7 protein-coding genes are annotated in these 14,050 nt (G+C 64.7%); 1 reads left to right on the forward strand and 6 read right to left on the reverse strand.

Annotation, left to right across the window (positions count from 1 at the left end; all coding sequences use genetic code 11):
* The 5 genes from JQ604_RS17285 to JQ604_RS17305 form a co-directional block, all read right to left on the reverse strand.
* Nucleotides 1-771: a hypothetical protein gene (locus JQ604_RS17285; RefSeq protein WP_212358706.1), complete on the reverse strand. Its 771-nt coding sequence runs from the start codon at nucleotides 769-771 to the stop codon at nucleotides 1-3.
* A 63-nt stretch (nucleotides 772-834) separates the two neighbouring features.
* Nucleotides 835-1,332 carry a hypothetical protein gene (locus JQ604_RS17290; RefSeq protein ID WP_212358708.1) on the reverse strand — a complete coding sequence of 166 codons (498 nt, stop codon included), beginning with the start codon at nucleotides 1,330-1,332 and terminating at the stop codon, nucleotides 835-837.
* 151 nt (nucleotides 1,333-1,483) lie between these two features.
* On the reverse strand, nucleotides 1,484-2,224 hold the full coding sequence (locus JQ604_RS17295) for a phosphotransferase (RefSeq protein ID WP_212358710.1): 741 nt from the start codon (nucleotides 2,222-2,224) through the stop codon (nucleotides 1,484-1,486).
* Between the two features lie 131 nt (nucleotides 2,225-2,355).
* On the reverse strand, nucleotides 2,356-3,693 hold the full coding sequence (locus JQ604_RS17300) for a cytochrome-c peroxidase (protein WP_212358712.1): 1,338 nt from the start codon (nucleotides 3,691-3,693) through the stop codon (nucleotides 2,356-2,358).
* A gap of 23 nt (nucleotides 3,694-3,716) precedes the next feature.
* Nucleotides 3,717-5,444, reverse strand: a complete 1,728-nt coding sequence (locus JQ604_RS17305) for an alkaline phosphatase family protein (protein WP_212358715.1) — start codon at nucleotides 5,442-5,444, stop codon at nucleotides 3,717-3,719.
* Between the two features lie 466 nt (nucleotides 5,445-5,910).
* Between JQ604_RS17305 and JQ604_RS17310 the strand changes: the two genes are divergently transcribed.
* The gene (locus JQ604_RS17310; RefSeq protein ID WP_212358716.1) at nucleotides 5,911-10,668 is read left to right on the forward strand and encodes a Dyp-type peroxidase; all 4,758 of its coding nucleotides are present in this window, start codon (nucleotides 5,911-5,913) and stop codon (nucleotides 10,666-10,668) included.
* Here the strand turns inward: JQ604_RS17310 and JQ604_RS17315 are convergent.
* Nucleotides 10,656-13,757: an ATP-binding protein gene (locus JQ604_RS17315; RefSeq protein ID WP_212358718.1), complete on the reverse strand. Its 3,102-nt coding sequence runs from the start codon at nucleotides 13,755-13,757 to the stop codon at nucleotides 10,656-10,658. The two genes, JQ604_RS17310 and JQ604_RS17315, sit on opposite strands and share 13 nt — an antisense overlap.
* Between the last annotated feature and the right edge of the window lie 293 nt (nucleotides 13,758-14,050).

The raw sequence follows: 14,050 nt of genomic DNA on the forward strand, positions 1-14,050 counted from the left end.
CTAGTCAGGGATAACCGGCATGCCGGCCACCAGATCAACCATGGGTCGCACGTCCTCCTTCAGGAATCCGGCGCGTGGGGAATCCAGATCAATGATGAGAAATATGACGGCACTGACCAGCGTTGCTGTGGTGAGGCTAGGCCAGCGAGACCGAAGCGGGTCCAGCCTGTTCGCGTAGCCTGCAAATCCGCAGGAAATGGCGCAAATCGCAAACAGCGCGGCCATTATTTCTTCCGGAATCTGGTTTCGCAGTTCTGCAAGACGCTTCGCCTGGTTGTCGATCATCTCGTTGAGCGACTGGATAAAGAGCCCGGTGGGCACCATTTCCTTGTCATTGGCGGAAAGAGTCTTCGCATGCTCCCATAACTTCTCCTGGATTTCGTTCGTACGAGCCAAAAGCACCGTCCGCGCTTTCTCGGACGTGGAAAGGGCCGTCCGCATCTCGGCATTTTCCCGAAGCAACTTCAGTGTCTCTGTCCGGGTGGGCTCTGGCAGCAAGCGCGCACGCAAGGCCGTGGTGCCTATCGCGTTGGCCAAATTGACTGTCGCTTCGCGTCGCGCGTCGAAACGCGTGAGCGCCATCAGAAAGCTAAAACCAACCATCAAGGCGACCATTCCGAGAAGCACTTGCTCCAGCGCGGCCAGATGGTTGCTGACGCCTTTGCCCTCATTCCGCTTGCCAAGTTGCCATCCGATTTCGTGCGCCAAGAAGACAACGCCGACGCCACCAAGAAAAAGGAAGAGAAGGGGGAAGCCGTAAAGTTGTGCCATGGACCTTGGCCAATCGCTGCCCAACGCAGATGCTGCAGGTCTCCTGCGGGCCTCACGCGTGCGCTACGCGCTTCGGGACCCCTGCATGACACGCTTGACCACCATGGCCGCGATACCTGCGAGCACGGCCTTTGCCTGCGGGGACGCAAGCATGTCGAAGATCGGGTTCGACGGTTGTGCTTGCTCTTGAGGCTGGGCGTCGCCACCGCCGAGAATATCCCGGAGCTGACCGGGCTTCCCATGCAGATCGGTGAGCACCTCGCCCAGTTGCTTCGGTTCGGGCGCCACTTGTCTCGGTAGCGCCACGCCGCGCGCCATGGCGCGCTCCTGCAACATCTTCACGAACGCCGCCCGCTCCTCCGGCGAAAGCTTGCCCAACGCTTCTGTTGCTGCCTGCGCGTACTGGTCAGGCGGCACGGCGTGTGACACATCACCATACCGCTTGAGAACCTCTTGATCGGAGTAGCCCTGCGACGGGTCTCCCTGTTCGTATCGATCAATGAAGTCCCGGTACTCCCTCTGGCGTTGGCCACCACCCATTAGCTCGTCAAGGATACCCATCTACAAGCTCCCTCATCGGCGTTGCGCACGGGGCTAAGATTGCAGTCGCTCCGAAAGTTGGTTGCTCTACCTCCAAGGTGAATCCGGGCGGAGAGTCTTGACCTAGGTCAAAGCGCCATCACAGCCGCGCAAATTCATGTTCGCTCGTGAGTCAGACCGCGCGAACCTGTGCAAGCCGCTTCCTTGAGAAATCATCGTCCCAGCAGACGGCGGCTTCCCAAGCGGCCGAGGCCTGGGCTGCGATGTCATGCGCGGCGGCGTCGAGACCGCCGGCGTTGTGGGGCAGCGCGAGGTCGAGATCGGGGACGTCGACATGCGACTCGTCCCAGTCGATCAGCGCGACCCGATCGGCTGATATGCGGATGTTGCGCGGGTTGGGATCGCCGTGGACGACGCACCTCTCGCGTCCGACGAGCCGCGCCCACGCGGCGCGGCATCGCGCAACGGCCTCTGGCGGCATTGCGCCGAGATTGATCCTCGTGCCGGTCTCGGCATGCAGCAGGTCGGTCGACGATCGCCAGCCCGGACGCTGCGGCCAGCCCTGCGTGATCAGATGCAGCTTGCGCAGCGTGTCGGCCACGCGACGCCAGTCGGCTTCCGTCTCGGGCGGCGTGCCCTCCAGATATGTCATCACCATCAGGCCGTCCGCGAACAGCCGGCCGTCTGTCGTCGGGATCGGCACCGGCACGGTCAGGCCTGCACGGTCGAGGTGCTGGAGCAGCCCGGTCTCCCATGCGAGATCGGCGTCGCTCCTGCTACCCAGACGACCGACCGCAAGCTGCCCGTGGACGCGCACGCTCCACACGTCGTTGGCGACCCCGCCGGAGAGTCGTTCGATGCGAGTTGCATCGTCACCCCACTGCCCGAGCGACTCCCATCCGGCTTGCGGCATCAGGGGCGCTCTTCGTCGCGTTGGCAGGCAAAGGACATTTGGCGAATGTGGCTTATTAGACCTGAGATGTCACCTATGGCGCTGGGCCTGTTGAATATTCACGAAACGCCGGTGGCAGGGATCTAGCCCCCTCACCGCTCCGCGCGATACCCATCCGTCAGCGTCTTCAGGAACGCGATGATGTCGGCCTCGTCCTGCGCGGTCATCGCCGGCTGATCGCCCGCCTTGCGGTCGAAGGGCGGATCGGTGACGTCGACATTGGCGTGATATTTCGCGGGCAGATCGTCGTACTTCTGCACCGAGCCGTCGGCCGCGCGCGGAAACACCTTTTCCGGATTCGTGTCGCGGAAATTGTAGAAGTCGAGCACCTGCTCGAGGCTGCTAAAGACGCCGTTGTGGAAGAACGCGCGGCGCGTCGCGGTGTTGCGCAGGCTTGGCGTGACGAACATCCCGCAATATTGGGTCTGCTCGGCGATGTCGGTGCGGTGCGGGCCGCAGACCCCGAGGTCGAAATAACCGGGGTTACCGTTGCCGGCGAGCGCGGTATTGCGCGGGGCACCGAGCGCTTCGTATTGATGGTCGGTGAACAGCGGCGGCAGGCCGTCGAGGGTCGGCGCCGAGGTATGGCAGCCCGCGCAATTGGCCTTGTCGGGATCGTTGAACAATTTGAGGCCGCGCAACTCGCTCTCGGACAGCCGCGCCTTGCCTTCGAGCCAGTGGTCGTACTTGCTGGTGTAGGGATGGAAGCTGACATCCTCGATCTGATAGCGCGCGACGGCGAACATCGCCTCGGAGACCAGCAGGCCGGTATTGCCGAACACGCCAGGCCCGAACAGGTCGGTGAAGCGCGCGGCGTAAGGCGCCTTGCGCAACTTGTCGGCGACGATGTCGATGCTGCCGCCGTCCATCTCGTTGGGATCGAGCAGCGGAAACAGCGCCTGCTCCTGCAGGGTCTCGGCCCGGCCATCCCAGAACAGGCCGCCCTGCGGCACGATGTTGGCCGCCGAGGCCGCGGATCCGCCGGCGGTCTTCGTGGCGCGCGCGGCCTGCTGGCCGACCGCGGCCATCTGCGCGAGATCGATGACGTGGTCGTCGTCACCCTTGTCCGGGCCGATGCTGAAGACCGGCTGGCGCTCCAGATAGGTCAGTGACGGCACGGCGCGCATGCCCTGCCGCGACAGCGTGGCGCCGCCGAGCATCACCGGCCCGTCATTGGGTGGGCCGTAGGCGTGGTCCGGGCTGTGGCAGGAGACGCAGGCGAGCTTGCCCGACGAGGACAGCGAGACGTCGTAGAAGATCTCCTTGCCGAGCAGCGCCATCGCCGACAGCGGCGCGACCGGCGGGCGCATCAGGCGAACCGGATTCGGATTGACGCCCACAGGCGTCGCCTCCGGCGCCTCGCCCGCAAAGCAGACGCCGGCCAGCAAGAGCAGGCCGGCGCCGAGGAGCCACACGATGCGGCTGTTCATTGATCGTCCGTCGTTTCTTATAATTATTGCGCCGGCGGGCTGGTCACGACCGTGCCGGACACCGGATCGAGATACAGCGTGGCAGGCCGGACCTCGCGGCTATGGTCGTGATCGAAATCGAAGAGATCCATGATCGATCCGGCCTTTTCGTCGAACGCGCCGCCGCCGAGGCGCCGGTGCTGCAGCCAGTTGTCTTCGATGAAGGCCACCACGGAGGCCTGCGTCGTGTAGTTGTGGCTGACAAAGTTGGTCCTGGCGTAGGGCGAGACCAGGATCAGCGGAACGCGCGTTCCCGGACCGCAGCGGCCGTTCACCGGCTTGCCGGCAAGGCCGTCGGGCTGCTGCTGCTTGTCGGCGCCGCGGCCGCACAGGCCGGGACCGTTGACCTGATCGGCGGTCGGATCATAGGAGGCGGTCTTCGGCGCCATGTACTGGTGATCGTACCAGCCGTCGGAGTCGTCGTAAGTAATGATGATGGCGGTGTGGCGCCATTCCGGCTGCTGCTGGATGAAGTTGATCAGCGCGACGTTGCCGGCCTGCTCATCGAGCGGGTCGGAGTTGCCGGCGTGACCGTCCTGATAGGCCGGCATCTTGATGTAGGAGACGGCCGGGAAGTTGCCGGCCTTCACCGCGGCGTAGAAGTCCTGCAGATCGTAATTGTGGTTGGCCGGATCGAGCGCCGTTCCACCCACGACCTTGCTATGGCCGATCGCGGCGACCGAGCTCGGACGCGCATGGGTCGGGTTGGCCGTCGAGGCGTGATACTGGAAGAAGGCGTGGTGCGGCACGTAGTCGACGATGGTGCTGTTGACGGTGCTCGAGAACGTGCTGCGCCCGCAGCCGGTGGTGCCGTTGGCGTTCTTGAGCGTCAGGTCGAAGCCGCCCATGAAGCTGCCCCAGCTGATGCGCTCGGCGGTGAGCAGGTCGCCGATGTTCTTGCCGCCCATCAGCATCGTGCTGGTCGTGCTGGAGCACGCGTCATGGCCGGGATCGGTGTCGCCGGTGAGCGTCAGGCCGCCCTGCCCGTCCGCAATCGATGACGTCGTGCCGATCACCGGCTGCACGCCGTTGGTCTGGCCGGCGACCACCTCGAGCACGCCGGGCGTCGACGGACCGAACGTGTCGGTCCAGTTGTTGTCGCTCATGGCGAAGTGCTGCGCGTAATTCCACAGCGCGGTGACGGTGTTGCCGTCGAAATAGCCCATCACCTGGCCATTGGTGCCGAAAGCGCCGGTGGCGCCCGCCGTGCCGCGGCCGGTGTACTTCGGAAAAAGGTCTTCCTTGCCGTTGTCGACGGCCTGCTGCTCGGGCGTATAGGAGTGGTTCTGCGAGCGCGTGTTGGCCTGGGTGCGATCGAGGCGGAACGGGTTCGACGCGTTGATCACCCCGTTGCTGTTGTTGGCGGGGTTGAGGTTCGGATTGTTGGTCAGCAAATTGTTGTTGGCGAGGTTGTTGACCTTCGGGGTATGCGGCCGCGGCACGAACGGGATCGATCCGGACGGATTGCCCGCGTTCGGATAGGTCGCGAAATAATGGTCGAAGGAGCGGTTCTCGTTGAAGATCACCACGAGATGCTTGATCGGCGTCTCCGTGGGGATCTCATGCCCGCGGCGATGATCGTTGTCATGGCCCTGGTTGTCGTGATTGCCCTGGTTACCCTGATTGTCCTGACCTGCGAAAACCGGAATGCTGCACGCAATCGCAGCCGCGACCGCAAGGACCGATGCGGTCGACAGAAGCTTCGTTTTCATTGTTGCCCCACTGTTCAATGTAAAAGCCGGGACACACTTATTCGTCGTCCGTGACAGCCCTGTGTCAGTTTGACGCAGCAGGGATCATCGACGGATTTTTGGTGTGGGCGCCTCCGATTCACACTCGGAATCGGCAAAAGAGCCACGCCTCACAACGACCTGCGGTTGCAGCGACTGCCTGATCGTCACGGCTTTCCGTTCCGCGGACCGCGACAGGAAAGTTCGCAAGTGTGGGCCAGTTCATAGAATCGAGGGCGCGGGAACAGCAGAGTTGACTGGCGACATCGATGCGCAGCTGGCGAGGGCACTGCGAGCGTAGAGGCTGCGGCAAAACCCCATCATCCAGCGGCGGAAAACCAGCGATAGTGTGGGCAGAATTACATCTTCCGAACGAAACACGTATTAGTTGTAATTTCAGGCTTGAGCGCGACGACGGTTCGACGGCTTGCCACCAGGGAGAGTGAACATGCGTCGGGATTTGACGATCAAGAACGGCAGCATGGCCGGCACTTCGGATTTCAGGGTGCTCGCTCCGATCAAGAAAGGGTTCGTGCCGTCGCTGGATGCGACCACCTACAAGACACGCGTCAAATACGTGCTGCGGACGCTGAATGCCGGCCGCGCCTTTGCGTTCGAATACGAACTTGCCCGCATCCTGTCCGACTCCGTGGAGCGCGTCGGACGCATCCACTCCGTGGGCATCGCCGTGCTCGAGCCCGAGGACGACCCCGAGGACTATGTGCTGCTCACCGTGACATTCGACGGCGCGTGGGAAGCCTATGTCCGCACCATCTGGCAGAAGGTCGCGCGGCTGCTCGATCTCATCTTCTGCAACACCGAGGGTTATGTCCTCGGCTATGAGAACACCTATGAAGACTGGGGCAAATGGCTGAAGAGCAGCCAGACCGAAGCCTACTTCCTCTACGCCGTCCCCGACCTGACCGTCGATGACACCCGCTACCTGCAGATGGAGGAGCGGGTCTACCGGCGCGCCACAGGCGACAATGCCGACCTCCTGGTCACGCGGATCAAGATTCCGTCGCCGGAGGAGATCGCGCAGCGCGGCATCTTCGAGGTCGACGGCCTGATCGGCGTCGATCCCACCGATGCCGGCTACAGCAAGCCGCTCACCGTCGAGATCGCGGGCCGGCCCCCGTTCCGTCATGGTGTCGGCACGCTGGCCGGGCTGTACCGGCTGGCCGACTACTATCCGCCCGGCACCGACGACGGGAAGATCCTGCACCGTGCCGCCCATGAGCTGCTGCCGGAATTCGTCGCCATGATCAACGACGGCAACAGCTACGCGGAAGGCATCGGCCGCGCGCGCCGGCGGTTTGACGAGGCCATGCTCTGGTTGATGTCCCCGCCCGACGTCGCGCCGGTGCGGCAAGACCTGCCGCTCGCCTTGCCGGCCGTGCCGCCGGTGCAGGATCGCGGCAATGTGCAAGGCGGGATTCTGACATCCTATGAGAACACGGATCACGGCTGCCTGCTGTTGCTGCAGTTCACGACGCCGGCGGCGCTGGCCGCCTTCCTGAACGCGCTGCAGGTGACGTCGGAAGCCGACGATCTGAAAGAGCGGCAGTTCACCACCAACATCGCGTTCACGGTCGAGGGCCTGCGCTACGCCGGACTGTCGGATGCCGAGGTGCGCAGCCTGCCGGATGAGTTCGTGCAGGGCATGGAGCGCCGCGCCGGCCTGCTCGGCGACGTCCGCTGGAATCATCCGCGGCGATGGCGCCTGCCGGCAAGCAACTGGGCGCTCGGGATCAACGCGCCTGATGTGCGCGAAGACGACCCGGCGCCGCGCATCGACATGAGCTCCGTCCACGCCGTCCTTCAGCTCCGCCTGCTGTCCAAGACGCCGCCGGCAACGGAGAAGGCGCGCGCACCGTTGATGGCCGAAATGCAGCGCCTGGTCGACGTCGATCCCGGCGTCAGGCCACTTTCGATCCAGTGGATGCAGCGTCAGCACGATGCGTCCGGTGCGACGCAGGACCATTTCGGTTTCGTCGACGGCAATTCGAACCCGGTGCTGCGCAAGGACCAGGCCGGCACGCGCTATCCCAATCAGGTGCATCTCGGCGAGGTCCTGTGCGGCTATCCGAACCTGGCCGACAAGAAGGCTCCTTTCGGCGACGACACCAATCGCGTTCACATGCTGCTTCGCGACGGCAGCTTCCTGGCGCTGAGGAAACTTCGACAGGATATCGAAGCACTCGAGGAAGTGCTCTACCGCAACACGCGACAGGCGGCCGACGCGGCCGCGGCCGGCGCCACCGCACCCGTCCTGCCGCGCGAAACGCTGCTGGCCAAGATGATGGGACGCTGGCCCACCGGGCACCCGCAGGCGGGTGAGCCGCTGAACCCGGTTCATCCAACCGACAAGCTGCTCAACGACTTCAACTACGATTACGACACGCAGGCCAAGCTGTGTCCGTTTCACGCGCACATCAGGCGTGCCAATCCACGCGTGCGGGTCACGCGGGCGGATGGCGGCGTTCGGCCGCCGCGCATCATCCGGCGCGGCATGTCCTACGGTCCGCCGCTCAAACCCGACGACGGCAGGGATGCCGTGCAACAGGAGCGCGGCCTCGTCTTCATGGCCTACAATGCGAGCCTCGGCGAACAGTTCGAGGTGGTGCAGCGCTGGCTCGCCGGCGGCAACAGCTCGGGCTCCTACTCCGGGCAAAGCGACCCCTTCCTCGGCCTCGCCGAGCCTGGCCGGCTGCGCCATTTCCGTTTCGAGCATGACGGCCAGACGGTTCGCGTGGCGCTCGACGGTTCCGACCGCCTCCACGACGAGCCGCGCCCGTTCGTGCGCCTGGAATGGGGCGCCTACTTCTTTGCGCCCTCGAAGAAGGCGCTCGCGACCTTGCAGCAATGGGCGGAGGAGCGTTGTCGCAAGCCGCAGGTGACGTGGAGCGCGGATGCCGGCGAAGAGGAGATCGCGCGGCTGCGTGAGATCGAGCGCCTGCACGGTGACGCCGAGGCGGCGGCCGCATGGAAGACGGCGCTCGAAGATCCGGATTCAGCCGCGAACTTCATCAATGCGTCGATCTGGGCTGCGATCCGCGAGCGCCACGGCGGCGTGCTGCGCACGCCGTTCGGGGTGCTGGTCGCCGACCGGGACATGGTCCATCAGGTCTTTGCCGATCCCGAGCACAGGCTGACGATCACCGGCTACCTGCCCCGCATGCAACGCTCGTTCGGCATCCTCTATCTCGGCCGCGACGCCGGACAGGAGGACCATGCGTATGAGCGGGAGTCCGAAGTCGGCAATGCCGCCATCATGGCGCTCGACCAGCCGGCGGCATTCGAGCTGGCGCGGACGACGATCCAGCGCGTACTCGACTGCTTGGTCGAGGAATCGATCGGCTATGCCCGGGACGACGGCGAAGCGAGCTGGAATCTGACGGTCGATGTGCGCGAACTGATCGATCCGCTGTTCATGATCTTCTGTGAAGAGTGGTTCGGCATGAGCGAGCAGGACGGTCTGTTCCGCCGCTCCGGCTATCGCTGGGACTGGAAGCCGGGCGAGCCCCCCAACTATCCCGGCCATTACCTGTCGCCCTCGCGCTACATCTTCCAGCCGCATCCGAACCAGGAGGTCGAGGCCGTCGGCGCCGCGCACGGCGCCGCGGTCCGCACCGCCATGATCGAATATCTCAACCGGTTCAAGGCAACGATCACCGCGCCGGTCACACGCGCCGTCCTCGACTCGCCACGGGCCGTCGGCGACATCCCGTATGTGGCGCGCACCATCGCCGGCGCCATGATGGGCTTCATTCCGACCGTCGACGGCAATTTGCGCCGCATCCTGAACGAATGGCTGCGCGAAGGAACGCTGTGGTCGTTGCGTGCGCGCTATGCCGGCACGACCGCAAGAGACTACATCGACGCCCTCAACCGGCTGCGAGACGATTTCATCCCGGCGATGCAGCTGCGCGCGGTACCCGAACTGATATGGCGGACAGCCGTCCTTACACACACGCTGGGAAAGGACGAGCACGCGGTCGAGGTCAGGCCGGGCGACATCGTCGTCGCCGGCGCGGTATCTGCCACCCAGCAAAATCTCGCCGAAGGCCGCCAGGATCTCTATCCCGCCTTCGGCGGCAACCGCAGGGTCCAGGGGCATCCCACGCATTCGTGTCCCGGAGCAAATCCGGCGCTCGCCGTGATGCTGGGCTTCTTCAGCGCGCTGGTGGAAACCAAGCTGCCGCTGCGGGCCGGCCCCGGTCCGCTGACGCTGAGCATGGACGGAAGGCTGCCGCCGCAGCCCGGCTCTCCCCTCACCCTTGCCCTGGAGACCAGAATGTTGACCGCAAATGATTTCCGTACATTTGATTTCCGTTCATCGACCATTCCGGCGCTCCACGATCCCCACGCCTATCAGATCCAGGACGCCGACAGGCTCTTGAGGGCCACCACGACCGAGATCGTCACACTCGGCGATTCCTGGCTGTTCGAATTCCCGCCGGCCTTCTTCCGGCCGAGCCTCTCATCATCGCTCAAGAAGCTGCGCTACGTAGCCGGTAACGGCCATCACTTCGGCACGTTCGGCGCACGCCTCGAGGAGATGGCGCGTCCCGACAGCCTCGACAAACTGCGAAATTGTTTCCTCAATCCCGATCCCCTTGCGCCGCCACCGCAGGCACTCGTGATGGGTGGTGGCGGAAATGACATCGTCTATGGCTACTTCGCGCCGGCGACCACGCCGCTCTTCAAGATGCTGCTCCAGGCACCGGCTGCCGGCGTCGACCCGCTGATCGAGGACGAGGTCCACGCGTTCATCGACATCAAGATCGCCAACTTCTACCGGACCATCCTCGATTGCATCGTCCACGAACTGAAGGATCACACCGACATTCCGATCCTGATCCATGGCTATGATTATGCGATCCCCGACGGCCGGAGGGATCCGGCGGCCGGCCCGTGGCTGTTTCCGATCTTCAAGGCACGCGGCATCCTCGACCTGTCCGTGTCAACCAAAGTGGTGCGGCGTCTCATCGACCGGGTCGGCGCGGTGGTGGCGACGGTCGCAGCCGAGTATCCGGGCCGCGTGTTCCCGGTCAAAACCGCCGGCACGCTGGAGCAGGATCCCCGCTTCCAAGTCGACTACAAGCTGCTGTGGGCCAATGAATTCCACCCGACGGAGGCGGGCTTCGACCTGCTGGCAGAGGTGGTCCGCAAGAAGCTCAAGGACGAGCTTCACATCGGCTGACGTGCACCCGTCACCAAGCGGATCGCGTGCTCCGCGTGCCAATGCATGCCGAGCGCGTGCAGTTTCGCGGTGGCTTCCGCTGCGATCTGCTGGGCCGCCTCACTCTGCCCCTGGTGGGCAAGAAGCTCACCGCGCGCGGCCATGTTCAGGGCGGCGTCGCGCAGCGATCCGCGCCAGCCTGCCGACGTGTCGGCCCGCTGCAGCCAGCGCTGGCTTCGCCCAAAATCGTGGCGCCGGGCTGCGAGCCTCGCAAGCGAACGGCATGCCATCGCCTCGCCGATCCGCTCTCCCTCGCGCGCGCGGGCGAGCACATGGGCGGCGTAGCGCCGCGCGGTGTCGACATCGCCCTCGGCCGCCGCCGCCTCGACCAGCCAGCTATACTGAACCGAGGTGTAGAAGTGGAAGTTTCGCCGTTCCATCCATTGCGCGGCATTCCGCAACTGCTGCAGACCGTCGGCATCGCCGCTCGCCGACCAGCGCGCAAATCCGGACGCGGCGCGGCAATCCGCCAGCAGCAGCAGGCTGCGGGTATTTTCGGCGACGCGCGCGCCCTCGACGGCGAGGCGCTCCGCTTCCTGCCAGCGGCCTTGCCAGACCAGCGCGACCGAGATCCAGTTGCGCACCGAATTGACGACCGGATGGGTCGACCCTTCGACCAGAGCCATCGCTTCATTGAAACATTCGTGAGCGCCGTCGAAATCGCCGCGATCCGCCAGGACGCCGCCCTTGCACGACAGCGCATAGGCCGAGCCGATGGCGATGGCGCCGTGCCGGCGGCTGCGTTGCTGCTTGGCCGAGATGGCTGCGTCGATCAAGGCGATGGCTTCGTCGTACTGACAGCTGGCGGCGAGAATCTGGCCCAGCGTGGCTTCGATCTGGGCGATCAGGCGCGGCTCCCCGAGCTTGCGCGCGATTTCCAGCGCCGTCCGTGTGTGTGTCACGCCCTCCCGAAAGCGGCCGAAGCCATAGCACATGTAGCCAAGCCATTCGTAGGCACTCGCCATCGCGGCGGTATCGCCGAGCGAGGACGCGATCGAGACCGCCTTCTCGAATACGCTGGTGTCATCGGTCAACGATAGCGGGTCGAATATGCTGGCCATGCCCAATTTATTGGCCAGCAGGCACCAGCGCAGCGACTGCTCGCGCGTGCGGTTCTGCACGCGATCCAGCGATTCCATCGCAACCTGATACTGGGCGCGGGCACGGTCGAGCGCGAACGCGGCCATCGCCTTGTCGCCGGCACGTTCGGCATAACGGGCCGCGCTTTCCCAATGGCCTGCGCCGCGCGAATGGTAGGCCAGGGCTTCCAGCGCGTCTTCGCGATCGGCCTGCTCGGATCGTGCCAAAAATGTCGCTTCGATGCGCTTGTGCATGGCCTGACGCTCGTGCAGGCCGATGGTGTCGTACACCGCGTCCCGCGTGATGCCATGCTTGAAGCGAAGGACACTGCCCGCCGGATCGGCATAGAGAAAATCCGCGTCGGCCAATGCCCGCACCGTCGCCGGATCGGGCTCGCTGCCGCAGGCCGAAACCAGCAACCCGTTCGGCACCGTGTTTCCAATGACCGCCGCGGCGCGCACCACGTTCATTTCATCCGGCGGCAGCCGCGCCAGCCGCGAGGCGACCAGCGTTGCGATCCATCCTTGCTTGCTGCGCATTTCGAACGATGCAGGATTGTTGGCCGAGATGGAATGGCACAGCTCTTCAATGAACAGCGGCACCCCGCCGGCATAGGCGTGAACACGGGCCACCAGGAAGGGATCGGCCTGCGGCACCCAGCGTCGGACCGCAAGGTCGGTTTCCGGTCCCTCGAACGGCTGCAGCAGCAGATGCGGCGCGCCGGCAATCCACTCGGTGCCGTCGTCGCGCGGCCGGCTGGCGAGGATGACCCGCGGTCCGTTGGGCAATTGCAGGATTGCCTCGAGCAACTGCCGGCTCGCGTCATCGGACCATTGCCAGTCGTCGATCACCAGCACCAACGCATCCTGCGCGGATACGGCCGTGAAGAATCCAAGCAGGTCACCGACCACGCCATCGACGGTGATCCGGCCGCCGCGCGCATCAGCGCCGGTCGACGCCAGCCCGATGATCGCGTTAGCACGCGGACCGAGCTGGGCGACCCATGGCTGCAGCGCGGCACGGGCCGTCTCGTTGGCCTCGGCGACAGATGCGTCCGGCCGTATTCCGAGGCAGGCGCGCAGCATCTGCAGGAAGGGCTGCAGAACCTCGGCACCGACATAACTCTCGCAGCTGCCCCGCAACAGCTTGAACTGTTCGGTGCCGCACTGTCGCAAGACTTCTTCCAGAAGGCGCGTCTTGCCGAGCCCGGGACCGCCAACGACGACCGCGCAACGTTGCTTGGCCGGTTTTCCCTCGCCGAGAAAGCCGGTCAGGAAGTTGAAGATCTCGTCGCGGCCAATGAAGGGCGTCAAGCCGCGGCGGGACGTGGCCTCAAATCGCCGGGTCGCCGTGCTTCGTCTCAGCACCACCCGCGCCTGCGGCATTCCGGACGCCGGCCCCGATGTTTGCAGATAGCCGCCGAGCTCGAAGAAATTCGCATGAGGCCCGAGGGCATCAATGCTGGCGAGGATCTGACCTGGACCGGCGTAGCGCGACAGGTGCGCCGCCGTGTTCACGACATCGCCGATCAGGTCGTACCGGCCTGACTCGATGTCGCCTTCCGCGAGCAGCAGGGTGCCGGCGTGGATCCCGGAATGCATGCGAAGCGGCATCAGCGCCGGCGACACACCGTCGTGGCGCAACTGTCCGACCCATTGGTGAATATCGAGTGCGGCTTCTGCGGCACGACGCCCGTCATCCTCGCCCGACCGTGGATAGCCGAACACGGCGAGAGCACCGTCACCTTGCGTCCTGATCACCCGGCCGCCGTGCTTGGCCACCGCGCGATGCCAGATCTGCCGCAGCTGGCCCAGCAGCTCGGACAGGTCTTCCGACTCCATATCTCTGCCCAGGACGGTGGACCCGACGAGGTCAGAGAAAAGCACCGTCAATCGATGACGTTCGCCTTTCGGGTCACGGACATGTACATTCATCGTTGCTGTCGAGGCCAGCTCGTTCCCGAACAGCAAGCACGGTCCTAACTGGCGCTAGACCGGATGCCGCAAGGGCATCATACACAGCCGTAGAAGCCCGGCTACCCTTCGCGAGCGCAAGGTAAACGGTCGGGAGGTCGCATCAACCGGAGATGGCACTCCGCGCGGCCGCCTCGAAACAAAATCTAACCCGTTCAAAAACCTGATTCATTTCCCTTGGCGGCACGCCTGCGTTGTCGCGGCATGCACGGCAATCGGCTACCTTCGGACTATCGAGGGCCAAGCGGACCCCATATGCTCGCACTTGCTTCGCGGGTTTATGACGTCAC

Origin of the sequence: Bradyrhizobium jicamae (assembly GCF_018130695.1) — a bacterium.
Classification (GTDB): Bacteria; Pseudomonadota; Alphaproteobacteria; order Rhizobiales; family Xanthobacteraceae; genus Bradyrhizobium; species Bradyrhizobium jicamae_B.